We start from the raw sequence: 23,528 nt of genomic DNA on the forward strand, positions 1-23,528 counted from the left end.
GGCCTCGGCTGTTGCGCAGGCGACAGCGCGGGGTCTTATTTTTTTTGCGCTTTTGAATCGGGTTCACGTATGCAACGCCGCCAATTCGTCTCTTTTGCCGCCTGCTCCGCCGCCGCCTTGTGCGCACCGGCCTGGGCTCAGGAAAAACCCCTGCTCATCGGCTGCAGTGCCCCCACCACCGGCCCTCTGGCCAGCTCGGGACTGGACATCCAGCGCGGCACCGAAGCCGCCATGGCGCAGATCAACGCCCGGGGTGGCATCCATGGCCGGCAGCTGCAGCTGCAGCTGCTCGACGACGCCTACCTGCCCGAGCGCGCCGCCGCCAACGTGAAAAAACTCCTGGCGCAAGACGACATGCTGGCCCTGCTCTCGTGCTTTGGCACGCCCACCAACCAGGCCCTGCTGCCGCTGGTGCAGGAGGCGGGCATCCCCTACGTCGCGCCGGTCTCGGGCGCACTCTCGCTGCGCAAGGGCCAACGCAACGTCTTTCACGTGCGCGCCAGCTACAGCGACGAAATCGTGCGCCTGGTGCAGCGCCTGGCAGAGATGGGGCTGAAAAACATCGCCATCGTTTACCAGGACAACAGCTACGGCCAGGAAATGCTGGCCGACGCCAGCCGCGCCCTGGATGCCCTGGGCCAAAAACCAGCCTTGCAGGCGAGCGTGGCCACCGATGGCCAGAACCTGGCCAGCGTAGTCGCCCAGGTGGCAGCCGCGCGCCCCACCGCCGTGCTGCTGGCCACCGCCGGCACCGTCTCCGTCGGCCTGGTGCGCGGCCTGCGCAAGAGCGCAGCGGGCGTGCTGCTCGCCGGCATCAGCCCCACCCTGCCCAGCGACAGCTTGAAGCCCCTGGGCGAGGACGCCAGCGGCATTGCCCTGTCGATGGTCGTGCCCGACCCGCACCGTGCCAAGCTGCAGTTGGTGCGCGACTACCAAAGCGCCATGCGCGCCAAAGGGCAGGAAGAATTCAGCCAGGGCAGCCTGGAGGCCTACGTCAACACCCGCGTGCTCGCCGAGGGCCTGGAGCGCGCTGGCCGCGACCCGAACGCGCAGCGCCTGAACGCCGCCCTGGCCGGCATCAAAAAGCTCAACCTCGGCGGCTTTGCCATTGACTACGCCAGCCAGCCGCCCTACGTCGGCTCGCGCTTTCTCGACCTGGGCGTGCTCGGCAGCAGCGGGCGCTTTGTGTAGGGCGTGCTGGTAGTTACGCCTTCATGCTGCCCGTTTCCAGGTAGCGCTGGTGCCAGGACAGCGCCTCGCCCAGCAGGTGCGGGGTGTGCTGCGCGCCTTGTTGCCGCGCGCGGTCAAAGTAGTCCTGCAGCAGCGGGCGCCAGTCGGGGTGGGCACAGTTGGCGATGAGGGCCTGCGCGCGCTGGCGCGGCGACAGGCCGCGCAGGTCCGCCAGGCCCTGCTCGGTGACGATGATCTGCGTGTCGTGCTCGGTGTGGTCCACGTGCGAGACCATGGGCACGAGACAGCTGATGGCGCCGTCCTTGGCGACCGAGGGCGTGACGAAGAACGACAGGTAGCCGTTGCGCGCAAAGTCGCCCGAGCCGCCGATGCCGTTCATCATGCTGCTGCCCATGAGGTGGGTGGAGTTGACGTTGCCGTAGATGTCCACCTCGATCATGGCGTTCATGGCGATGATGCCCAGGCGGCGCACCAGCTCGGGGTGGTTGCTGATCTCCTGCGGGCGCAAGATGATGCGCTCGCGGTAGAAGTCCAGGTTGTCCACAAAATCGGCATAGGCAGCGCGCGAGAGCGAGATCGCCGTCGCCGAGGCGCGCACCATCTTGCCGCTTTTGAGCAGCGCCAGCATCCCGTCCTGCAGCACCTCGGTAAAGCCCAAGAGCTTCTCGAACGGGCTGTCCTGCAGGCCGGCAAGCACGGCGTTGGCGACGTTGCCCACACCCGACTGGATGGGCAACATCTGGCGCGGCAGGCGGCCGTGGCGCGTCTCGTGCGCCAGAAAATCAATGATGTGCGCCGCAATGCGCTGCGAGGTGGCATCGGGCTCGGAAAAACGGTTGTCCCTGTCGAGGCTGTGCGTCTGCACAATCGCCACCACCTTGGCCGGATCGACCTTGAGGTAGGGCTCGCCGATGCGGTTGTCGGCGTGCGTCAGGCTGATGGGCACGCGCCGGGGCGGCAGGGCGGTGCCGTAGTAGATGTCGTGCATCCCTTCGAGCTGCGCCGGCAGCGCCGTGTTCACTTCCAGGATGACCTTGTCGGCAATCTCCAGCCAGGTCTTGTTGTTGCCCACCGCGGTGGAGGGAATCAGCAGGCCGTCGGCGGTGATGCCCGCGACCTCGACGATGGCCACGTCCATCTTGCCCAGAAAGCCGAACCAGGCCTGCTGCGCGACGTGCGACAGGTGCATGTCGATGTAGTCGATGCTGCCGGCGTTGATTTGCGCACGCGCCTTGGGGTCGGAGTTGAACGGCAGGCGCTGCGCCATGGCGCCGGCCTCGGCGAGCGCGCCATCGACCTCGGGCGCGGTCGAGGCGCCCGTCCAGACCTTGATCTGGTAGGGCCGGCCGGCGGCGTGCTCGGCGCGTGCGCGCGCCGCAATCGCCTGCGGCAACACCTTGGGGTAGCCGGCCCCGGTAAAACCGCTCAGGCCCACGGTGGCACCAGGGGCCACCAGCTGCGCCGCCTGCTCGGCGCTCATGCAGCGGGACAAGAAATCTGCGTAGCGCACGCGCTCTGCCAGGGCCATGGTTGTCTCCAATCGCTCTCGAAAAAACGTGATGCTACTGCGGCTTGGTGGTATCTCCAGGGTTAACCCGTAATGACCGAGGCCGCCGTATTTTGTCAGCCCGGCGTAATGTGCATTTGCTTTGTATGCATAGCATTATTCACGGTCGAGCAAGGCGTAGAGCGCAATCGCGCCAAAGGTGGCGGTGCCGATGCCGCCGAGCGCAAAGTCGCCAAACTTGAGGGTGAACTCGCCCGTGCCCAGGATGAGGGTGATGGCAGCGACGATCAGGTTCTTGTTCTGCGAAAAATCGACCCGGTTGTCCACCCAAATTTTGGCGCCGGCAATGGCGATCAGACCGAAGACGACGATGGAGACGCCGCCCATCACCGGCAGCGGAATGGCCTGGATGAGGGCGCCAAACTTGGGGCTAAAACCCAGCGCAACCGCCAACACGCCAGCCACCAGGAACACCGCCGTGGAGTAGATGCGCGTGGCCGCCATGACGCCGATGTTCTCGGCGTACGTCGTCACGCCGGTGCCGCCAGCGGCGCCGCTGACCATGGTGGCGATGCCATCGCCAATGAAGGCGCGGCCCATGTAGGGATCGAGGTTCTTGCCCGTCATGGCCGTCACGGCCTTGATGTGGCCCAGGTTCTCGGCCACCAGGATGATGACCACCGGCACGATCAGCAGCATGGCATTGGCGCTGAACTGCGGCGCGTGGAACTGCGGCACGCCCAGCCAGGCAGCGGCGGCCACGCCCGACAGATCCACCGGCTTGCCCCACCCCAGGCCGTTGGTGAACACGGCGTACAGCACGCTCGCGAGCAGCAGGCCGACGAGGATCAGCAGGCGCTGCACCATGCCGCGCGTGAACACCGCCACCAGGGCGACGCAGACGAAGGTCAGCGCCTGCATCCAGCTCTCAAAATTATTGGCCGCCATGTTCTTGATGGGGATGGCCGCCAGGTTCAGGCCAATCACCGCCACCACCGCCCCGGTGACCACCGGCGGCATGAAGCGCTCGATCCAGCCTGTGCCCACCAGGTGCACCACCAGGCCGACGCCGGCGTACACCGCGCCGCAGGCCATGATGGCGCCCAGCGCCAGGCCGATGTTCGAATTCGGCCCCTGGCCGGCGTAGCCGGTGGCGGCAATCACCACGCCAATGAAGGCGAACGACGAGCCCAGGTAGCTCGGCACCTTGCCGCCGGTGATGAGAAAGAAGATGAGCGTGCCGATGCCGCTCATGAACACCGCCAGGTTGGGGTCGAACCCCATGAGGATGGGCGCGAGCACCGTCGAGCCGAACATGGCGATGACGTGCTGCACCCCCATCAACCCCGTCTGCCCCCAGGGCAGGCGCTCATCGGGGCCGATGACCCCGCCATTTGCCAGCGCCTGCGCCGGGCGTTCGTTCCACTGCATCAAGGCCATCGCCACTCCTCAAAAATTTAGTGCGGCGATGGTAGAGGCTTTGTTGGCTGTGCGTCAGGTTTGAGACAAAAAAAGCCGATAACGCTTACCAGATAAGCGCGAGCAGCTATCAAAATAGGAGTTAAACAGGAGTTATCCACCCACACGCGGCCAGGCCGGGCGCCGGCCCGTGAGCTGGCTGACGATGAGCGCCTGCAGCGGCGGCAGGCGGCGCGAGCCCGCCAGCACCGCCTGGCGCAGCAGGCGCGGCAGGGGCCGGGTGTCGGTGTACAGGCGCACGATGGCGTTCGTGCCCTGGTACAGCGGCCAGGCGTGGCGGTGGTGCGCGTTGGCGTAGGGCTGCAGCACGCTGGCGGCGCCAATGTCCTGGCCGTGGCTCCAGGCGGCGTACAGCACCTCGCTCAGGCTTTGCACGCCCGCCAGGCCCAGGTTGTAGCCATGCGCCGTCACCGGGTGCATACCGACGGCGGCGTCGCCCAGCAGGGCGCAGCGCGCGCCGCTGAAACGGTGCGCGTACACCGCCACCAGCGGGTAGGCGTGGCGCTCGCCGGTGAGCGCCATGGCACCCAGGCGGTGGCCGAACTGCGCCTGCACGCTGGCGGCAAAGTCTTCGGGCGCGAGCGCCAGCAGCGCCTGCGCCTGCTCGGCGCTGGCGGTAATCACCGCCGAGCACTGCGGCTGGCCGTCGATCCAGTCGTTGGGCAGCGGCAGGATGGCCAGGGTGCGCTCGTAGCCAAAGCATTCGTGCGCCGTCTCGTGGTGCGGCAGTTCGTGGTGCATCCGGCAGACGATGACGGTGCGGCCAAAGTCGGTCATGGCCGCGCCTATGCCCAGCTGGCGCCGCACGCCGGAGAAACGGCTGTCCGCCGCCACCAGCAGCGGCGCCTGCAGCACCTGCGGCGGCAGGCCGGGGGCGCTGGCGTCCTGGTATTCCACCTCGGCGTGGGTGGCGTAGGTGCTCGCGCGCAGCACTTTGGCCTCTGTGATGATGCGCACGCCAGCGGTGCGCGCGGCGGTTTCGTAGGCACTGCGGCGCAGGGCGCTGTTGGGCACGATAAAGCCCAGCTGCGCCACGCCGGTGCCGCCCGCGTGCAGCGCCATGCTCGGGCTGTGGCCGACCGGGCCGTCGTGCACCTCGGCCTGGCGCAGCACACCCACCTCGTGCTCGGCCAGGCGCTGCCAGCTGCCCAGGCGCTGCAAGAGCGCCACGCTGGGGTGGGTCAGGGCGATCTCGCGGCCATCGGGCGCCGGGTCGGCCAGCTGGGCTGCCGTTTGCAGCTCCAGCACCGTGGCCTGCAGGCCAAACTGTGCCAGCGAGGTGGCCAGCGACAGCCCGGCCGGGCCGCCGCCGACGATGAGCACGTCGCTGTGCAGGGGGCTGTCGTGGCGGGTCAGGGGCAATGATGTCTCGGGCATGGTGGATCGTTTCGTCGTAAGGGGCCAATAGTAAGGTGTTGCACGGCGTTGTAAGGCGCTGCCCCCAACAAGAGGCACATCCCTGGTTTCATAATGCGCGCCATGCTAGCGCCGACACCGAAACGCTTTTCCATGATCCGCGAGTTCCACCTCGCCGACTGGTTCACCCTGGGCAACGCCGTCTGCGGCGTCGGGGCCCTGTTTTCCACCCTGAGCTACATCGAGACGCACGACGCGCGCCACGTGCTCTACGCCTGCGCCCTGGTGCTGGCGGCGCTGGTGTTTGACGTGCTCGACGGGCGCATTGCGCGCTGGCGCCAAAAAAGCTCGGCCATGGGGCGCGAGCTCGATTCGCTCGCCGACGTGATCTCGTTTGGCGTCGCGCCCGCGCTGCTGGCCTACGGCTGCGGGATGCAGGGGCTGTACGACCGCGTGGTGCTGGCCTTCTTCGTCGCCTGCGGCGTCTCGCGCCTGGCGCGCTACAACGTCACGGCCGAGGCCCTGGCCGGCAGCCCGGGGGGCAAGGTCAAGTACTTTGAGGGCACGCCCATTCCCACCTCCATCGCCCTCGTCGGCCTGCTCGCGCTCGCCGCCTGGCAGGGCGCGCTGCGCGAGCAGCTGTGGGGCGGCGCCTGGGAGCTGGGCGGCTTTACGCTGCACCCGCTGGTGCTGCTGTTTGCGCTCTCGGGCTCGCTCATGATCAGCCGCATCCGCATTCCCAAATTGTGACCGTTACACTGCGGCCATTGCCACCCACGCCCCCAGCTTATGGCCACCACTGCCCGCACCAGCCTGGAGTTCAAAACCACCCACGTGACCGTGGTTGCCGTGGTTTTACGCAGTACCGACGTGGCCATTTTGGCCACCGACCTGGCCGCCAAGCTGGGCGAGCACCCCGATTTTTTTGACGACGACCCGGTGCTCATCGACCTCGCCGCCGTGCGCGAGGCCAGCAGCCCCATCGACTTCCCCGCCCTGCTGACCGTGCTGCGCCACTACAAGACGCGCCCGGTGGCCGTGCGCGGCGGCAACAGCGCACAAATGGCCGCCGCCCTGGATGCGGGCCTGATGCCCGCGCCCGAGGCCCCGCACGGCCCGGCGAGCGCGCCCGCGCCGGCAGCGGTGCGCGAGGTGGAGGTGGTGCGCGAGGTCGAAGTGATCCGCGAAGTCGCCGTGCACGCGCCCACGGTGGTGGTCGATAAGCCGCTGCGCTCGGGCCAGCAGGTGTACGCGCGCGGCGGCGACCTGGTGGTGCTGGCCATGGTCAGCTTTGGCGCCGAAGTGATTGCCGACGGCGACATCCACGTCTACGCCCCACTGCGCGGGCGCGCCCTGGCCGGCGCACGCGGCAACCCGCACGCCCGCATTTTCAGCACCTGTCTGGAGCCGCAGCTGGTGTCCATCAACGGCATTTACCGCACCACCGAGACCGAGCTGCCCGAGAACGTGCGCGGCAAGCCGGCGCAGGTGCGCCTGGACGGCGAGAAGCTGCTGATCGAACCCTTGTAATTTTTCAGTACCGACCTTCAATCCCTAAGGAAACCGCATTCATGGCAAAAATCGTCGTCGTCACCTCCGGCAAAGGGGGCGTGGGCAAGACCACCACCAGCGCGGCCTTCGCCTCCGGCCTGGCGCTGGCGGGGCACAAAACCGCCGTTATCGACTTTGACGTCGGCCTGCGCAACCTCGATCTCATCATGGGCTGCGAGCGGCGCGTGGTGTACGACCTCATCAACGTCATCCAGGGCGAGGCCAACCTGCACCAGGCGCTCATCAAAGACAAGCAGTGCGACAACCTGTTCGTGCTCGCCGCCAGCCAGACGCGTGACAAGGACGCGCTGGTGCTCGAAGGCGTGGAAAAAGTCCTCAAAGACCTGGCCGAAATGGGCTTTGAGTACATCGTCTGCGACTCGCCCGCCGGCATCGAGAGCGGCGCCCTCATGGCCATGCACTTTGCCGACGAGGCCCTGGTGGTGACCAACCCGGAAGTCTCCTCGGTGCGCGACTCCGACCGCATCCTGGGCATGTTGGCGAGCAAGACCCGCCGCGCCATCGAGGGCGGCGAGCCCATCAAGGAACGCCTCTTGATCACGCGCTACAACCCCAGTCGCGTACAGGAGGGGCAGATGCTGAGCATCGAGGACATTCAGGACATTCTGCGCATCCCGCTGATCGGTGTCATCCCCGAATCCGAAGCCGTGCTCCAAGCCTCCAACCAGGGCCTGCCCGCCATCCACCTCGCCGGCACCGACGTGGCGGATGCCTACAAGGACGTGGTGGCGCGCTTTTTCGGCGAGGAGCGCCCGCTGCGCTTCATCGACGCCGTGAAGCCCGGTTTTTTCAAACGCATGTTCGGCGGGAGGTAAGCGGCCATGTCTTTGCTGTCGATGTTCATGGGCGAGAAGAAAAAATCGGCCCATGTCGCCAAGGAGCGGCTGCAGATCATCCTCGCGCACGAGCGCAGCGGCCGTGGCCCGAGCCAGCCGGACTACCTGCCAGCGCTGCAGCGCGAGCTGATGGCGGTGATCTCCAAGTACGTCAAGATCGATTCGAGCGACCTCAAGGTGCACTTCGAGCGCCAGGACAACCTGGAAGTGCTCGAAGTCAAGATCGAGCTGCCCGAGCAGGGCAGCAGCGCACCCGCGCCGCTGCGCTGATCACTTATGCGCCGGACGCAACGCCTGCGGCGAGATGCTCCCCAGCGGATGCTCGGTGTAGAACATGCCGCCGTGGTACAGCAGCGGGCTGCTGCCGCCCTGGTGCGTGCAGTGCAGCACCTCGCCGACGAAGATGGTGTGATCGCCCTCGACGTACTGGCTGCGATTGGCGCATTCAAACACCGCTGCCGCCCCTTGCAGCAGCGGCGCGCCCGATGCGCCCTCGCTGTAAGCCACGCCTGCCCAGCGGTCGATGCCGCGTGTGGCAAAGCGCTCGGCCAGCGGGCGCTGCGCCACCGTCAGCACGTTGATGGCGTAATGCGTGGCGCCCTGGAACACCGCCAGCGCCGACGTGTGGTGCGCCAGGCTCCACAGCACCAGGGGCGGTGTGAGCGAGACGGAGTTGAACGAGCTGGCGGTCAGCCCCACCGGCTCGCCCTGCGGCCCGCGCGCGGTGACGATGGTCACCCCAGTGGCAAACATGCCCAGCGCATCACGGAACTGGCGGGCAGAAAAAACGGCGGGGGCGGCGGCAGGCTTCAAGGCAGAAAAACCCAAGACGGTGACGAAAGGGGGGGCACAAGGCGCCCAATTATCGCCCTGCCCCACCCCACGCCCCCAGCCCATGTTTTTTAACCAGAGAGTGAAGGAGGTAAGTATGAAAGGTAAGCGTATCGGCCACCTGCTGGCCCTCACCGCCGTGCTGGCCCTGGCCGCTTGCGGCGCCAAGGTCAGCGGCACCTACACCGGCCCCGGCATGGATCTTGAATTCAAATCTGGCGGCAAGGTGGTGCAGACCGTCATGGGCATGGAGGTGGAGATGAAGTACGAGGTCGAGGACAACAAGGTCAAGCTCATCACCCCCAGCGGCAACCTGGTGCTGACGCTGCAGGAAGACGGCTCGATCAAAGGCCCCATGGGCATTCGCCTGGAAAAGAAAAAATAAGCCCGCTGCCACTTCGGTGGTATGTTCAGCGCCCGCCCTGGCCTTGCTGCCGGGCGGGTGTTTTTTTATGACCGAGCCGTTTTCCCTTCTCTGGCGCCGCGCCGGCGCCGCACTCACCTGCAGCCTGCCGCTGTGGGCCGCCGCCAACACCCCCGCCACCCCGCCCCGCCCCTCGTCCCGCCCCCTGGCCGAGCCCTGCACCCGCGCCTGGCTGGCACGCCTGCCGGGCATCAACCAGGCGCAATGCCAGGCGCTGCAGCTCGTGCCCAGCGGCGCACGCTCGCGCCTGGGGCGGCCACTGCTGCTGCGCGATTTGCCAGCCCCAGCGGGCAGCACCACACCGCTGCGCGTGCTGGTGGTGGGCGCCATCCACGGTGATGAACTCACGGCTGCCGCCCTGGCACTGCAATGGCTGGCGCTGGCCGAAAAAAGCCCGCGCTCGGTGCACTGGCGCTTTATCCCGCTGCTCAACCCCGACGGCCTGCTGGCCAAGCGCCCCACGCGGGTGAACGCGCGCGGCGTCGATCTCAACCGCAACTTCGCCACCCCGGGCTGGGAGCGCGACGCACCGCTGTACTGGGAAAAGCGCACCCGCAAAGACCCGCGCCGCTGGCCCGGGCCGGCGCCACTGTCCGAGCCCGAGACGCAGTTCCTGCAAGCGCAGCTGCAGGAATTTTCCCCGCAGCTGGTCGTGAGCATCCACGCGCCGTACGGCGTGCTCGACTTCGACGGCCCGCACACACCGCCGCAGCGCCTGGGCCGCCTGCACCTCGAACGCGTCGGCCTGTTCCCCGGCTCCCTGGGCCACTACGGCAGCGTGCAGCAAGGGCTGCCGGTGGTCACCATCGAGCTCGAACACGCCCAAAAAATGCCCCGCCCCACCGACGTCCAAGCCATGTGGCACGACCTGCTGCGCTGGATGGACCAGCGCCTGCAGCCCGCCCTGGCGCACAGCGACGAAAAGCCACAAAAAAGATAGCTGCTCACGCTTATCTGGTGCAGCTTTCACCCCCTTTTGCGCCAGATATCAGCCTATGTACCCACCGCTGCCCGGCGGTGCTGGCGCTGGCGGCCTTCGCCCAGGAAGTCGAACGCCATCGCCGGGCGCTCGCCGCTGATGAGCTCAGCGAGCGCCTTGCCCGAGCCGGCGCCGTGCGTCCAGCCCAGGGTGCCGTGGCCGGCGTTGACCCACAGGCCGGCGACGCGGGTCTGGCCGATGAAGGGGATGTTGGTCGGCGTTGCCGGGCGCAGGCCCATCCAGTACTGAGGGTCGCCGCCCTCCTCGGGCGTGCGCGTGTCGCACACGCCGGGCAGGATGGTTTCGATGCGCCGCGACAGCATGTGGCAGCGCGCGCGCCCGAGGTGGCTGTTCAAATCCATGCCCCAGCCGTTGAGCTCGATGGTGCCGGCCACGCGCAGGAAGTTGCCCAGGCGGCTCATGGCAATCTTCTTGCCGTCGTCAATCGCCGAAACCACGGGCGCCGCCTCCGGGCGCAGGATGGGGAAGGTGGCGCTGTAGCCCTTGCCGGGGTAGATCGGCAAATCAACCCCCACGCCGCGCAGCAGCGGCGCGCTGTAGCTGCCGCAGGCGACGACCACGGCGTCCGCCTGCAATATCTGCTCTTTTTGGCCTCTAGCGCTTTCTGAGACTGCGCGAATAGCTACAGATTTAATAGCATTACCGTCTTTGTGCAACCGCTGCACGGCCTGGCCGTAGAGAAACTCCACGCCCTGCGCGGCGCAGTGGCGCGCCAGCTGCTGGGTGAACTCGCGCGCGTCGCCGCTCTCGTCGCTGCGGGTGTAGGTGCCGCCGGTGATGTGCGCGCCGTAGGCTTGGAAGGCGGGCTCGATCTGGAACAGCTCCTCGCGCGAGACGACGCGCCGCTGCACGCCGTAGCGGCGCATCACTTCGACGGCCTGCGCGGCGTCCTCGAACGATTGCTGGTCGGTGTAGAAATGCGCAATGCCGCGCTCGAGGCGGTGGTAGTCGATGCCCAGCTGCTGCACCAGCGCCTTGTGCGCCTGGTGGCTGTAGGCGCCCAGGGCGACAATTTGCGCCACGTTGCGCTCAAAAGCGCGGTCGTTGCACTGGCCCAGGAACTGCAGGCACCAGCGCCACTGCTGCGCGTCGAGCTGCGGGCGCCACAGCAGCGGTGCCTCGGGGTCGAACATCCACTTGAGCGCTTTCCACGGCGCCTGGCGGTTCGCCCAGGGCTCGCAGTAGCTGACCGAGATCTGCGCCGCGTTGGCAAAACTCGTCTCCAGCGCCGCGTCCGGCTGGCGGTCGATGACGGTGACCTCGTGGCCGCGCTCGCGCAAATGCCAGGCGGTGCTGATGCCGATGATGCCGGCGCCCAGGACAATGGTTTTCATGGCGCGCAGTGTGCGCCGAGATGGTTTTTTTAAAAAGAGAAATTAAACTCTTTGCCATCTCATCAGAATGACTAATATGAGCAGCTACGACCCCGCCGCCCTCGAATGCCTGGCCGCCATCGTCGAAGAAGGCGGTTTTGAGCGCGCCGCGCAGCGCCTGCACATCACGCAGTCGGCCGTCTCGCAGCGCCTGCGCGCGCTCGAATCACAGGTGGGTTCGGTGCTCATCGTGCGCAGCCGCCCGCTCAAGGCAACGCCGGCGGGGCAGCTGCTGCTCAAGCACTGCCAGCAACTGCGCCTGCTGCGCGCCGACCTCGAACGCGACCTGCGCGACCTGACCCCGGGCAGTGCCGGCGGCCTGCGCGAGGACGAGCGCATTGCCTTGGCCATCAACGCCGACAGCATCGCCACCTGGGCGCCCGACGCCCTGCAGCCGCTGGTGCAGGACGGCCTGCCGCTGGAGGTGATTGCCGACGACCAGGACTTCACGCCCGAATGGCTGCGCTCGGGCCAGGTGCTCGGCTGCGTGACGACGCTGGCGCAGGCGCTGCGCGGCTGCAAGGTGCTGCCGCTGGGCGCCATGCGCTACGTCGCCGTGGCCGCGCCCGACTACGCCCAGGCGCATCTGCCGCAGGGGCTGACGGCGCACAACTTTCACCGTGTGCCGTTTCTCTCCTACAACCGCAAAGACGACATGCAGGCGGAGTTTGTCGCCCGCTGCTTTGGCCTGCCGCGCGTGGCGCTGGGCCACATCTACCTGCCCAGCTCCGAAGGCCAGGTGCGCGCCGTGCGCGCCGGCTGGGGCGTGGGCGTGGTGCCCGAGCTGCTGGCGCGCAGCGCGCTGGCGCAGGGCGAATTGGTCAACCTGGCACCCGCTTTTGCGCTGCCGATTGCGCTTTACTGGCATTGCTGGAACCTGCAATCGGCGCTGCTCGACGCCCTCACCGGCGCCCTCACCGCGCACGCCGCGCAGGTGCTGGACGCGGCCTGATCAGCGCACCAGCAGCACCGGCACCTGGCAGCTGGCCAACACCTGGGTGCTGACCGAGCCCATGACCAGCTTGCCGAGCGCGCCGTGGCCTTGCGTGCCCATGACGATGAGGTCGAACTCGCCCTCGGTGGCCACCTTGGCAATGGTCTCGCCAGCGGCGCCGACCTTGATCTGCGGCGTGAACTGCACCTTGTGGCGCTCCAGGTACTTGGACACCGGCGCCAGCACCTTCTCGCCCTGCTCGGCGTAGTACTGCTCCACCACCGCCTTGCCCAGGGCGGCGCGCGCGCGCGGAGGCAGGGGCGACTGCACCGTCAGGGCGGTGAACTGGTGCGTGCCAGCGATCAGCTCCTCGTGCGTACTCAGGTAGGCGAGCATTTTTTTGGTGTACGGGCTGCCGTCGATGGCCAGAAGGATTTTCATGCGTCAACTCCTCGGATGGTGATGACGCCATGGTAGCCGCACCCATACCGCCCTCGCGCCAGAGCCGGGGTCAGATGCTCAGGCATTGCGTGGCATCAAAGCCCGCCTGTTCGCCCTTGCGCGCATAGCCCAGCGGGTTGGCCACCACACGGCAACCCTGGGCCTGGTAGTCGATGGCGGTGTGGAGATGGCCGTGCAGCCACAGCTGCGCCTGCGCCAGCAGCGCATCGAGGGCGTTGCAAAAGCCGGCCGTGCCCGGCACCAGGCCGTAGCGCGGGTCGGCGCTGGCCAGGCTGGGGGCAAAGTGCGTCACCACCACCGTCGGCCCGGCAAAGGGCTGGGCCAGGGCGGCGCGCAGCCAGTCCTGGCACTGCAGCGCCTGGGCGCGCACCTCGGGCGCCAAAAAAGGCAGGCCGTTGCGCGTGCCGCCGGTTTTGCGCAGGTAGTAGTTGGCGGCGCGAAAGGCTTTCTCGCGCTGCGCCTGCTGCTGCTCGGGGCGCTGCAGGCCCCGGTGCTGCGCCAGGGCGTCAAAGTCGCTCCACAGCGTGGTGCCGATGAAGCGCACGCCCTGCAGCACCAGCTCCTGCCGCTCCAGCCAGTGGATGCCCAGGCGCTGGCACACGGCCTGCAGGCGTGCGTGCGCGGCGTCGAAGTCCTGCGCGTCGTACTCGTGGTTGCCGGGCACGAACAGCACCGGCGTCGGCCAGCCGGCACCGCCGGCGCCCGGCGGCAGCGGCGAGAAGCGCGCCAGGCCAAAGTCCTCATCGGCCAGGAGCGAGCCGGCCTGGTAGGAGCCGATGTCGCCGGCCAGCACCAGCACGTCGGCGCCCGGCGCCGGCTGGGGTTGGAACTGCGGGTGCACCTCCAGGTGCAGATCGGACAGGAGCTGTATCTTCATGCCGCCGCCCCGGTTGCGCGGCGCGCGGCCACGCCCAGGCCCACCAGGGCCGCGCTGGCCACGCTCAACACCAGCGCCAGCGCCGCGCCGTAGAACACGCCGGCGGTCGCACCGGCATCGAGCAGGGCGCCAAACACCGGCGCGGCCACGCTAAAGCCCAAATCCAGCCCCGAATACACCGTGCCATACACGCGCCCGGTGGCCCCGGGTGGCGCCGCGCGCTTGATGAGCATGTCGCGCGAGGGCCCGGCAATGCCGATGCCGGCGCCGGCGAGCACCGTCAGCCCCAGGACCAGCGGCCCCGGCAGCCCTCCCAGGCCCACGAGCAGCAGCAGCGCCGCCGAGGCCAGCAGGCACAGGGCAATGATTTTTTCCAGCCGCTGCACACGCACCACCAAAAACCCACCCAGCACCATGCCCGCCGCGCCGCACAGCATGTAGCCGGTGACGACCAGCGCCGTCTGCGCCAGCGGCACGGCGTACAGCTGGTGCAGCGCCGGGCCGGCAAAACTCTGGATGGCGCTGAGCGAGCAGGTGCTCCAGAAGAAAAACGAAAAGCACAGCCAGACCGAGGGCAGGCGCAAAAACGCCAGCGGGTGCTCGGGCCGGCCATCCTGCTGGGCCGGCTGCGCGGCGGCCTGCGCCGCTGGCAGGCCCTGGCGGTCGTCGAGCGCCGCACGCTGCCACCACAGCAGCAGCAGCACGGCCAGCGCCAGCAGCGCCCCGCCCAGGCAGGCCAGGCGCCAGGAGCCGGTGGCGGCAGTGAGCCCGGCCATGAACACCGGCGCCAGCGCCCAGCCCAGGTTGCCCGAGATGCCGTGCACGGAAAAGCCATGGCCCAGGCGCTGCGGGGCGATGCGGTGGTTCAAGATGGTGAAGTCCGCCGGGTGGAACGGCGCGTTGCCCAGCCCCGCCAGCGCCGCCGCCAGCACCAGACCGGTGTAGCCGCTGGCGCTGCTGGCGGCCAGGCCGGCGAGCACGAAGCAGCCCAGGGCACCCAGCAGCACCGGGCGCGCACCGACGCGATCGACGATGAAGCCCGCCAGCATCTGGCCGACGCCGGAGATGACGAAGAACACCGTCAGCAGCAGCCCCAGCTCGGCGTAGCTGTAGCCAAACTCGGCGATCAAAAACGGGAACAGCGGCGGCAGCAGCAGGTGAAAGAAGTGCGAGGAGCCATGGGCCAGGCCGACGAGGGCGATGGTGCGTGCGTCCTCACGCCAACGGGCATCGGGGGTGGGGGAATTCATTGGTGTGCATGGTATCTGCAACGCCGCCGCCGGGCTGCAATCATGGTCAGAACAGGCTCTAGGGCATGTCTATCAAGCGCTAGTAGCTATTTTTTTGATAGCATCAAGGGCAGTCGATCTGCCCCTGTGTGCGCGCTGCCTGCTCCAGCAGGGCCCAGACCTGGGGCAAGCCGTCCTGCCCTGGCGCCGGGCCTTGCAGGCCGTGGTCGGCGCCGGCCAGGCGCAGGGCGCAGTACGGCGCGCTGCGCTGGCGGGTGCGGGCGGCAAAACGTTGGTAGGCGGCCTCGGGCACCAGGGCGTCGGCCCCGCCCCACACCTGCAGCAGCGGCCAGGGGCCATCGCGCAGCGGCTGCGCCAGGCGCCACTGCCACAGGTCGCGCCAGTAGCGCAGGCTGCGCCCTTGCACGACGGTGTGGTCCGGCGCCTCCCCGGCCTGGGCCCGCGCCAGCGCCTGCCAGGCCGCCTGCTGGCCCAGGCGCGCGGCCTGCAGGGCGCCGGCTTCTTGCGGATCGAGGCCGCTGGCGCCAATCAACACCAGCCCGGCCAGGTGCGGCAGCTGCGGCGCCAGGTCAGCGAGCAGCTCCGCGCCTTCGGAAATGCCCAGCAGCCAGGTCGGCAGCGCTGGCTGCTGCGCCAGCCAGGCGGTGAGCGCCTGCTGCGCCGCCGCCCGCCAGGCCGAGAGCGCATCGCGCTGCACGAAGTCCGGCGGGCAGTCGGCCGCTGGCGTGCGCGCCCAGGGATCGACGCCGGGCTTGTGCAGCACCAGCAGCTGCGCGTGCTGCAGGCCGGCAAAGTAGCGCGGCGCAAAAGTGCCCATGCCGGCGCAGCCCGAGCCGGGGATGGCAATGACGCGGTAGCGCAGCGGCGCCAGCACCGGCGCGCGTTCAAGGGCCAGCAGCTGCGCGCCGCCGGGCGCGGGCAGCGGCTGCAGCATCCAGCCCGGCGCCATGGCCGGCTGCGCCTGCGCCGCCGGGCCCCATAAGGCCCCCCAACAGGCGCAAAAAAAAGCGCAAAAAAAGGCCAGCACGCGGCTGGCCTGGTGCCATCGGCAATGGCGCATCAACAAGATCACCGGGTCATGCGATCACTTGAGGATCAGCACCTGCTCGGGCTGCGGCTGGGGCTGCTGCACCGGCATGGGCTGGCCGTGGATGTGGCCGCCCGCGCCCTCGGGGCGCACGCCCCGGGCCAGGTTGGGGTCGCTCAGGCCGAGCTGCTGCGTCAGCTGCTGGTACACGTCTTGCGCCAGCGAGAGCGAGGTCTCGCGCATGACCTTGGCGCGGTTGGGCGGCGCGATGTCGCCGCGCACCGACAGGATCTTGGTGTCGTTGCCCTGGCCCTGGGCCGAGAACGCTGCCTTGATCTCAAAGGTCTTGGTGTTGATGAGCGAGAAGTCGGCCAGCAGCTGCAGGCCGTACTGGCGCGTGGCGCTGCTGCTGCCTTGCAGCGGCGAGAGCGCATCGGTGAAGTCGATGGAGCTGACGGAGCCAAAGAGCACGTAGTCGGCGCCGTTGAACTCGCCCTTCTTGATGCGCGCGATGACGTCGGTCACCGAGGGCTGCTTGCGCGGCGTGTGCATACGCCCGCTTTGCACCTGGTTGAGCACCTGCTCGGCCTTGCTCGCCTGCGGCGCGCCGGCGTCAAACTCCTTGCCCTGCACCAGACGGAAGAAGGTGCCCTGCAGGATGGCGCCCTTGATGTCGTTGGTGTAGCCAGAGAGGTCGCGCTGCTCGATGTAGCTGTAGCGCCCGGACACATAGGTGCCGCTGGCCTGCTCGCTCGCCTGCATGGACTGCTGGCCCGAGGCCGAGTGCGAGCCGCCATACATGCTGTGGCTGCCGCCGCTGCTATGGCTGCCCTGCGCGCTCATCTGGCTGCTGCGCTGGTACTGGCCGACTTCAAAGTATTCCGACACCTGCTGCGCGTACGCCAGGTTGGTGACGGCGATGCGCGGCGCGGCGCCGGCTTGCTGCGCCTGCGCGCCGGCGCCCCATGCCAGGGCAGTGGCGGCGAGCAGGGCGAGGGTGGTTCTGCGTTGCATAAAACGGCTCCCGGGGGTCAGCGTTTGCTGGTCTTGCGGATTTCTTTTTCGTCCTGCCATTCGATGGTGCCCTCTTGCACGTCGAACAGCTTGAGCGTGAACTTGTAGAACACGTCCTTGGTGCTGCTGCTTTGCTTGACGATGCTGGTGAGCTCGCCTTCGAGCTGGTACTTGGCCGCCGTCATCTGGCCGACCTTGGCGGTGGTGTTCTGCTTGTACAGGCCGCTTTGGTTCTGGCGCTGCAGCTCATCGACGCCCTGCTGCATCTCGTTGATCGAGCGCGTGAAGCGCACCTTGCCGGACTTGACCAGGGTGGTCTGGATCGAGTTCATGACGTTGGTGGTGTCGATGTACTCGCTGGTCTTGTTCTTCACGCCGGCGATGGTCACCGTCGGGCGGCCCTGGAAGATGCCGGTTTCGAGCAAGCTGCCGGTCATCTTCTCGGCAATCATCTGCAGGTCGGTGGAGCCGAATTCGTTGGTCACGAGCTCGACTGCCTTGGCATCGCCGTAGTCCACCTGGCGGTCAAAACGCACCACGGGGGAAGACAGGTTGGTACAGGCCGTCAGGGCCAGGGTGCCAGCGGCCAGGGCCAAAGCCAGGGCGCGGCGCACAGCGGTGGTTTGCATGGTGTGCTCTCTCTCTTTCTCTTGCGGGGGGCGCTGCGGATCAGCGCGATTCAACGTTCATTTCCAGGCGCAGATCCACGGCAGCGCCGCTGGGCGCCACGCTCTTGACGGTCTGCTCGCCCAGGCCAAGCACGCGCAGCTGCTTCCAGGATTCGCCATCGCCGACCTGGTTGCCGACGCTGTCGAGCCACTTGAAGCGGTAAAACACCGTGCGGTCGGTGCGGCCGACGTTGCTCAGGTCGGCCTGCACCACCAGGATGTCGTTCTTGCGCACCAGGCGCATTTCGCGCACGGCGATGCCATTGGCCTCGCCGCGCAGCGCCACCTTGGCGGCGACCGCCGGCGGCGTGGCCGGATCGTGCTGCGCCAGGGCCGGGGCGGCAGCCAGGGCGCAGGCCGCCATCAGGCCGGCGGCAAGCAGGGGACGAAAGTTCATCTAAACGCTCCTCGGATCAAATCACGGTTTACTGTGCAGCCGGGGCCGTCTGGGCCTTGGCCGCCTTGGCAGACTTGGCGCCCTTGGCCGGGCGCGCGGCCGGCTTGGCCTCGCTGTCCTTGGCCGACGCCGGCGCCACTGCCGGCGCGGGGGCGAGCTGACCCATCACGGCCACCTGGCCGACGAGCACGCGGTCGCCATACAGGCGCAGCGGCACCAGGGCGTACTGGCCGTCGATGGTGATGGGCGCCTGGATTTGCTTGCCGTCGATGCTGATCTGGTGCTCGCCCGGCGGCAGGTAGCCGCGCGCAATATAGATGCGCCCGGGCAACATGCGCCACATGCGGTCGTCGGCCTGCTCGGTGGCGACCGAGGCCACGGCGCCGATGACAGCACCCAAAATGCCGGCGTTCTTTTGCAGCTGGTCCTGCACCACGCCCTTGACCACGGCGCGGGTCACGCCGCGCAGCACCATGCCGGGCATTTCGTCCTTGAGCGCACGGCGCGCCATGACGTTGACGTCCACCACGCGTTCGAGCTTGAAGTTCTGCTCCGCTGCCGACAGCTGCGTCAGCAGCGCATCTTTGGACGGCTCGATGATGGGGTAGGAGATGCTGGCCGTAACCACGCCATTGCCCGTGGGCACGGGCAGGGTGAAGGCCTTGGGCTTGCGCGCCGGGGCATCGCCCGCTTCCACCAGGAACAGCACGTCGGTCATGCGCTGCTTGCGCTTCCAGGTGAAGCTGCTGCGCTTGTCCAGGCCGCCCAGCCCTTCTTCGAGCACCGGGGTGTCGGGCTTGAGCTCGATGGCCTTGCGATAGCCGGGCGCGGCCAGGCCCGATTCATTCATCACTTCGTACAAAAAGCCCGAGAGGTAATGGCTCAGGGCGTTGGAATAACCGTTTTTCAGCGCCAGCACTTCGGGGTCGTTCAGGGTTTCAACCGGGTAGCCGTTGATTTCCTTGCCGCCCTTGGCGGCGCCCTTCGATTGCGCTTCTTCTTCAGCGGCGACCAATTCCTTGGCGCGGAATTCGGCAATCACGGCCTCGCGCTCATGCGTGCGCTTAATCTCGACGCGGGCATTTTCCAAATCGCCCAGCGCCACGCGGTTGAGCGCCAGGCGCGTGGTCAGAAAGACTTTTTCATAATCCTGGCCCTCATAACCCTTGAGGCGCTCGCTGATCAAGGCCGCGCCGGCCATGCCCATGAGCTTGCTCGGGTCGGTCTTGGCCTTGTCTTCCCACTCCTTGACGCGCTCGTCGGCCACCAGGAAAGAGCCGTTGCTGTCTTCGTAGCGGTTGTCCAGGCGCAGCAGCTCACCGCGTTCGAGGTTGTAGAGCAGCGCCTTCTTGTCGTCCTCGGAGGTGGCCGTGGCATCGAGGCGCGCCAGGGCGGCAGGGATGCCTTCGGCGCGGCTCGATGTCTGCACTTCGGTGGCGAGTTTGTCGTGGCTTTGCATACTGGCGCAGCCGGCCAGGAAAGCACTCAGCGCCAGGGCGCTGAGCAAGCGCGGGCGCAAGACGGAAATGCGGTGCATGGGTGTGTCTCTCTCTTTTCCAGGTGATATCAGGAACCAACCTGGCGCCTCCACTCAACCTTCGGCTCTTTTGCAGTCCATGCTGTGGCCTGTGTCGATATAGGGTGTGCCAGCCTCAAAAACCGGGGCTAAATGTACCAAAACCCCTTGTGGTTTTTACTGACCCGGCAGTTTTTAATCTGCCAGCGGCAAGCGGTAAATCCACAGGGGCCGGCCATCGCGGCCCACGGTCTGCGCGCTCGCTGGGGTATCGGGCAGGGCAAATTCCAAACTCACCAAATAACTACCGGGCGCCATTTCCCCGCACTTAATGCGCACGCGCGACATGCTCTCCGGGCGCTGGAACACGTACACCAACTGGTAAGCGCTCCAGTCGGCGGCCCAGATATCGCCCCGGCGCACCCGGGCCCAGGGGCAGCGCAGCGCGCACAGGCCGGCCAGCGGCCAGCTCCACTCCAGGCCCTCGATCTGCGCCTGCGGGTAAGCCGCGCGCAGCGCCCGCAGGCCGTGGCCCAGGCCGCAGCCGGCATCGAGCACACGCGCGCCAGCAGCGAGCGGCGCCGCCGCTGCCAGGCCCTGCAGGGCACCTTCCGGCGTGGGAAACAGCGGCGCATCGCGCCAGGCGTTGAGCGGGTACACCGCCAGCAAGGCCAACAAGGCCAGCAGCCAGGCCCAGGCCGGCAAGGCCACCGCGCCCGACAGCAGCAGCGCCAGCGGAAAGCCTGCAGCAATGAACACGCGCCGCCACCAGCGCGCACCCGCCAGGCTGGCGAGCGTGCCCAGCAGACAGGCGGCGAGCAGCGCCGGCCCCTGGCCCCAACGCGGCTGCAGCAGGGCAAACAAGACCCAGCACAGCCCCCAGGCCAGGAGCGCGGGCAAGGGCCAGGGCAGGCGCATGGGGTGCCAACGCCTTAGTGCGCGTCGCCGCGCAGGCGCTCGATCAGGCCGTTGAGTTCGTCAAGCGAGCCAAAGGAAATGGCCAGCTCGCCCATTTCCTCGACGCGGCCGGCGCGCTTGGTGCGTTTTTTCACCCGCACTTCAACCTCGGCCATGAGCAGGTCGGCCAGCTCTTCTTCCACCCGGCGCAGGTCGCCCGATTTTTGCGCCGCCTTCTTCGGCGCCGCTGTTGCCTGGCCGAGTTTTTTGACCAGGCCCTCGGCCTCGCGCACCGAGAGTTTTTTGGCAGCAATCTGGTTGCCCGCCGTGATCTGCGCCGCGCGGTCAAGCGTGAGCAGCGCGCGCGCGTGGCCCATGTCCAAGTCGCCCGCCATGAGCATGGTCTGCACCGGCTCGGCCAGGTTCAAGAGGCGCAGCAGATTGCTCGCCGCGCTGCGCGAGCGGCCAACGGCCTGCGCCGCCTGCTCGTGCGTGAGGCCAAATTCACGCACCAGGCGCTGCAGGCCCTGCGCTTCTTCGAGCGGGTTCAAGTCCTCGCGCTGGATGTTCTCGATCAGCGCCATGGCGGCGGCGGCTTCGTTGGGCACGTTGCGCACCAGCACCGGCACCTGCTCCAGCCCAGCCAGGCGCGAGGCCCGAAAGCGCCGTTCGCCCGCAATGATTTCGTACTTGCCGGCATGTTCGCCCTCGGCCAGCGGGCGCACCAGGATGGGCTGCATCACGCCCTGCGCCTTGATCGACTCGGCCAGCTCGTAGAGCGCGCCCTCGTCCATGCGCGTGCGCGGCTGGTACATGCCGGGCACCAGCTGCGCCAGCGGCAGGCTGCTGGGCAGGCCGGCCTGCGCCGCCTGCGCCTGCTCTTGCAGGGGTTGCACCTTGGGGCCGAGCAGGGCTTCCAGGCCCAGGCCCAGGCCTTTTGGTTTTTTTGTGACCATGTATTCTCAATCCTTCCAGGACTTTTTCCAGTCGTGTGCGATCTCGCTAAAAAATTCGCGATCAATTAATAACCAGACAAGTACCGGCGCAAGGGTCGGCACGACCAGCACACCCACCTGGTAACCGTAAACAATGGCTTCCGTTTGCCACGGCTCAATCCTCAGCGTTCTAACGTCGAACCCGCTGGCGTTGAGCAGCTGCATCAGCAGATACATCACCAGACTGAAGCTCTGCAGCGGCAAAAGTATCAAATACCCCAGCCCCATGCGCCACATGCGCCCGGGCGCGCGCCTGACGGCCCATGCTGCGAACAGCAACGCACCCAGCATCGGCAGGCCGAAGGCATACCGGCCAGGATCGGCTTCGAGCAGCACCTGCGCACGGCGCCCGCCCGTATTGGGGACAACGATTTCCACCGCCGTATCGACTTCTATCTTTCCGGGTTTTTTACTGATCGTGCGCACCCACATCGGCGCCGATTGTTCCAGCGCCACGTGAGAGAGCGCCGCAACGGGATAGGACAGCCACGGAGACGCCTTGATCCACAGCAGCATCAGGACGATGAAGCCCCCAACGGCGCACAGCGCAAAGCGCACCACCACGGTTGTGCGGCCCTGCCGGGCCGGGGTTTGCAGGTTGTCGTCAGCCATTGGAGGGCACCGGCGTCAGCCGGGGGTCAGATCCAGGGAATCGCTGATTCTGCCGCGATCACCATCGCCGCGCGGCACAGGCACAGGCGGAGGCGGAGGCGGAGGCGGGGGCGGGGGCGCAGGCGAGGATGGATCGGACGGACCGCCCCCCTGCGGCTCGCTCCTTGCCACGGCGCGTACCCAGAGCAGCCAGACTACCAGAACATCAAGCATGATCAGTCCCTGCCACAGGTATTCGTGGGCAAAGTTGAAAACGTCGGTGTTCCACTGCCCAAGATAAAAAAGGCTGATGACGCGCAGCACATTCAGGCCCTGAATAGCCAAAAAACCAATGGCGATCCCATACGCCTTCTGCCACCAGCTCGATGGGTAGGCCATGACTGCAGCAAAAAGCACGATGCAGGCTTCAATACCGTTGCACCCCGGTTCTATCGACACGCCGAACCCCGTAACCGTATTCCAGAGCACCTTGCCCGACGCCGACGCCGTGGCGTCAAACCACATTACCAGGTGCGCACAGACACGCGCCAGCAGGGCCGTCCACGGCAGTATCACGTGGCCCTGCACCCAGTTGAGCATGTTGATACCAAACAGCGACAGCTGCCAGCCAAGAAATACCAAAAAGAAACGCAGCATGATCAGCCCAGGCTCCCCGCCTCATCCGCCAGCTGACGCAGCAGCGCCTGCCCCTGCGGCCAGTCACCTAACCAGGATTCGGTATTGATGTGCCCGCAATCGCCGCCGTCCACCAGGCGCGCGCTCCAATCAGCGGCCAGTTGCCGGGCGCGCTCAAAACTGCAGGACGGATCGTTGTGACTGGCGACCAGTACTGCGGGAAACGGCAGACGCTGGCGTGCAATGGGTGCCCAGCCGGGAATTCGGACGGCCAGGTCGAGCCGCTCCACGTCGCAGGGAGCCGCCAACAGCGCACCGCCCACCTTGTGCGCGTGGCGGCTGTGCGCCGCCCACCAGGCCGTCAGGATGCAGCCCAGACCATGGGCGACCAACAGCACCGATTCTGGTGTATCCGCCACAACCTCATCCAACCGGGCGCTCCAGTCACCACGTAAAGGATGCATCCAGTCGTGCTGCTCCACACGCACATGACCCAGATGCTGCTCCCACTCGGTCTGCCAGTGGCCCGGTCCGGAGTTCTGCCAGCCGGGGAGAAAAAAGACGGGGCAAGAGTGCATTGCTATCTATTTTATAGCTGTTTGCGCTTGATGGACGGGCGTTACAGGTCGTTTTATTAATATTCTGAAGCGGTATTGAGCTCCAGGTGCAAAACACATCGCCGCCGCCCCCTGATG

Annotated in this window: 26 protein-coding genes; 8 read left to right on the plus strand and 18 right to left on the minus strand. The window is 67.3% G+C overall.

The annotated features are described in order from the left end of the window. Nucleotides 1–69: 69 nt before the first annotated feature. Nucleotides 70–1,191: an ABC transporter substrate-binding protein gene (locus G7045_RS14015; RefSeq protein WP_166160191.1), complete on the plus strand. Its 1,122-nt coding sequence runs from the start codon at nt 70–72 to the stop codon at nt 1,189–1,191. 13 nt (nt 1,192–1,204) lie between these two features. On the opposite strand, the gene G7045_RS14020 is transcribed toward G7045_RS14015, so the two are convergent. The 3 genes from G7045_RS14020 to ubiM all read right to left on the minus strand — a co-directional run bounded on the left by G7045_RS14020 (nt 1,205) and on the right by ubiM (nt 5,554). Beyond that, nucleotides 1,205–2,719, minus strand: coding sequence for an acetyl-CoA hydrolase/transferase family protein (locus tag G7045_RS14020; RefSeq protein WP_166160192.1), 1,515 nt, complete (start codon nt 2,717–2,719; stop codon nt 1,205–1,207). A 135-nt stretch (nt 2,720–2,854) separates the two neighbouring features. Further along, the gene (locus G7045_RS14025; RefSeq protein ID WP_166160193.1) at nt 2,855–4,138 is read right to left on the minus strand and encodes a solute carrier family 23 protein; all 1,284 of its coding nucleotides are present in this window, start codon (nt 4,136–4,138) and stop codon (nt 2,855–2,857) included. Nucleotides 4,139–4,270: 132 nt separating this feature from the next. Then, nucleotides 4,271–5,554 carry a 5-demethoxyubiquinol-8 5-hydroxylase UbiM gene (gene ubiM, locus G7045_RS14030; protein ID WP_166160194.1) on the minus strand — a complete coding sequence of 428 codons (1,284 nt, stop codon included), beginning with the start codon at nt 5,552–5,554 and terminating at the stop codon, nt 4,271–4,273. A 102-nt stretch (nt 5,555–5,656) separates the two neighbouring features. Between ubiM and pssA the strand changes: the two genes are divergently transcribed. From pssA to minE, 4 genes are read left to right on the plus strand one after another with little or no spacing between them, the layout of a single operon-like run. Next, nucleotides 5,657–6,283: a CDP-diacylglycerol--serine O-phosphatidyltransferase gene (gene pssA, locus G7045_RS14035; RefSeq protein WP_166160195.1), complete on the plus strand. Its 627-nt coding sequence runs from the start codon at nt 5,657–5,659 to the stop codon at nt 6,281–6,283. Between the two features lie 39 nt (nt 6,284–6,322). Further along, nucleotides 6,323–7,063, plus strand: coding sequence for a septum site-determining protein MinC (gene minC, locus G7045_RS14040; protein ID WP_166160196.1), 741 nt, complete (start codon nt 6,323–6,325; stop codon nt 7,061–7,063). Nucleotides 7,064–7,104: 41 nt separating this feature from the next. Further along, a complete protein-coding gene (gene minD, locus G7045_RS14045) occupies nt 7,105–7,920 on the plus strand; it encodes a septum site-determining protein MinD (protein WP_166160197.1) in 816 nt (271 codons plus the stop codon). A 6-nt stretch (nt 7,921–7,926) separates the two neighbouring features. After that, nucleotides 7,927–8,211, plus strand: a complete 285-nt coding sequence (minE, locus tag G7045_RS14050; protein ID WP_166160198.1) for a cell division topological specificity factor MinE — start codon at nt 7,927–7,929, stop codon at nt 8,209–8,211. Here the strand turns inward: minE and G7045_RS14055 are convergent, their stop codons facing one another. After that, a complete protein-coding gene (locus G7045_RS14055) occupies nt 8,212–8,694 on the minus strand; it encodes a flavin reductase family protein (protein ID WP_240919324.1) in 483 nt (160 codons plus the stop codon). A 175-nt stretch (nt 8,695–8,869) separates the two neighbouring features. On the opposite strand from G7045_RS14055, the gene G7045_RS14060 reads away from it, so the two are divergent. Beyond that, on the plus strand, nt 8,870–9,157 hold the full coding sequence (locus G7045_RS14060) for a hypothetical protein (protein ID WP_166160200.1): 288 nt from the start codon (nt 8,870–8,872) through the stop codon (nt 9,155–9,157). A 67-nt stretch (nt 9,158–9,224) separates the two neighbouring features. Further along, a complete protein-coding gene (locus tag G7045_RS14065) occupies nt 9,225–10,136 on the plus strand; it encodes a M14 family zinc carboxypeptidase (RefSeq protein WP_166160201.1) in 912 nt (303 codons plus the stop codon). 53 nt (nt 10,137–10,189) lie between these two features. Here G7045_RS14065 and G7045_RS14070 read toward each other — a convergent pair whose 3' ends face one another. Further along, entirely contained in the window at nt 10,190–11,530 is a 1,341-nt protein-coding gene (locus tag G7045_RS14070) for a D-amino acid dehydrogenase (RefSeq protein WP_166160202.1), read from the minus strand. Nucleotides 11,531–11,606: 76 nt separating this feature from the next. Here G7045_RS14070 and G7045_RS14075 point away from each other — a divergent pair, with 76 nt between their 5' ends. Next, complete coding sequence (locus tag G7045_RS14075) at nt 11,607–12,521, plus strand: LysR family transcriptional regulator ArgP (protein WP_166160203.1); 915 nt, start codon at nt 11,607–11,609, stop codon at nt 12,519–12,521. Here G7045_RS14075 and G7045_RS14080 read toward each other — a convergent pair whose 3' ends face one another. The 13 genes from G7045_RS14080 to G7045_RS14140 all read right to left on the minus strand — a co-directional run bounded on the left by G7045_RS14080 (nt 12,522) and on the right by G7045_RS14140 (nt 23,411). Continuing rightward, nucleotides 12,522–12,944 carry a universal stress protein gene (locus G7045_RS14080; RefSeq protein ID WP_166160204.1) on the minus strand — a complete coding sequence of 141 codons (423 nt, stop codon included), beginning with the start codon at nt 12,942–12,944 and terminating at the stop codon, nt 12,522–12,524. It abuts the gene before it with no gap. 70 nt (nt 12,945–13,014) lie between these two features. Further along, nucleotides 13,015–13,842: a metallophosphoesterase gene (locus G7045_RS14085; protein ID WP_166160205.1), complete on the minus strand. Its 828-nt coding sequence runs from the start codon at nt 13,840–13,842 to the stop codon at nt 13,015–13,017. Next, nucleotides 13,839–15,092: an MFS transporter gene (locus tag G7045_RS14090; protein ID WP_166160206.1), complete on the minus strand. Its 1,254-nt coding sequence runs from the start codon at nt 15,090–15,092 to the stop codon at nt 13,839–13,841. The genes G7045_RS14085 and G7045_RS14090 overlap by 4 nt, the downstream gene beginning before the upstream one ends. A 103-nt stretch (nt 15,093–15,195) precedes the next feature. Beyond that, the gene (locus G7045_RS14095; protein ID WP_240919240.1) at nt 15,196–16,041 is read right to left on the minus strand and encodes an alpha/beta hydrolase; all 846 of its coding nucleotides are present in this window, start codon (nt 16,039–16,041) and stop codon (nt 15,196–15,198) included. A gap of 135 nt (nt 16,042–16,176) precedes the next feature. Next, complete coding sequence (locus tag G7045_RS14100) at nt 16,177–17,133, minus strand: hypothetical protein (protein WP_166160208.1); 957 nt, start codon at nt 17,131–17,133, stop codon at nt 16,177–16,179. Between the two features lie 17 nt (nt 17,134–17,150). Continuing rightward, a complete protein-coding gene (gene lpoB, locus G7045_RS14105) occupies nt 17,151–17,762 on the minus strand; it encodes a penicillin-binding protein activator LpoB (RefSeq protein WP_166160209.1) in 612 nt (203 codons plus the stop codon). A 40-nt stretch (nt 17,763–17,802) separates the two neighbouring features. Further along, nucleotides 17,803–18,198 carry a YcfL family protein gene (locus G7045_RS14110; protein WP_166160210.1) on the minus strand — a complete coding sequence of 132 codons (396 nt, stop codon included), beginning with the start codon at nt 18,196–18,198 and terminating at the stop codon, nt 17,803–17,805. A gap of 28 nt (nt 18,199–18,226) precedes the next feature. Further along, nucleotides 18,227–19,735 carry a COG3014 family protein gene (locus tag G7045_RS14115; protein WP_166160211.1) on the minus strand — a complete coding sequence of 503 codons (1,509 nt, stop codon included), beginning with the start codon at nt 19,733–19,735 and terminating at the stop codon, nt 18,227–18,229. 174 nt (nt 19,736–19,909) lie between these two features. Continuing rightward, complete coding sequence (locus G7045_RS14120; protein WP_166160212.1) at nt 19,910–20,632, minus strand: class I SAM-dependent methyltransferase; 723 nt, start codon at nt 20,630–20,632, stop codon at nt 19,910–19,912. Nucleotides 20,633–20,646: 14 nt separating this feature from the next. Further along, on the minus strand, nt 20,647–21,567 hold the full coding sequence (locus G7045_RS14125; RefSeq protein WP_166160213.1) for a ParB/RepB/Spo0J family partition protein: 921 nt from the start codon (nt 21,565–21,567) through the stop codon (nt 20,647–20,649). Nucleotides 21,568–21,573: 6 nt separating this feature from the next. After that, nucleotides 21,574–22,218 (minus strand): exosortase H-associated membrane protein, encoded by a 645-nt coding sequence (locus G7045_RS14130; protein ID WP_166160214.1) that lies wholly within the window; start codon nt 22,216–22,218, stop codon nt 21,574–21,576. Between the two features lie 15 nt (nt 22,219–22,233). Further along, a complete protein-coding gene (gene xrtH, locus G7045_RS14135) occupies nt 22,234–22,854 on the minus strand; it encodes an exosortase H (RefSeq protein WP_166160215.1) in 621 nt (206 codons plus the stop codon). A 2-nt stretch (nt 22,855–22,856) separates the two neighbouring features. Next, complete coding sequence (locus G7045_RS14140; protein ID WP_166160216.1) at nt 22,857–23,411, minus strand: alpha/beta hydrolase; 555 nt, start codon at nt 23,409–23,411, stop codon at nt 22,857–22,859. Nucleotides 23,412–23,528: the final 117 nt, after the last annotated feature.

It is taken from the genome of Acidovorax sp. HDW3 (assembly GCF_011303755.1).
Classification (GTDB): domain Bacteria; phylum Pseudomonadota; class Gammaproteobacteria; order Burkholderiales; family Burkholderiaceae_C; genus Paenacidovorax.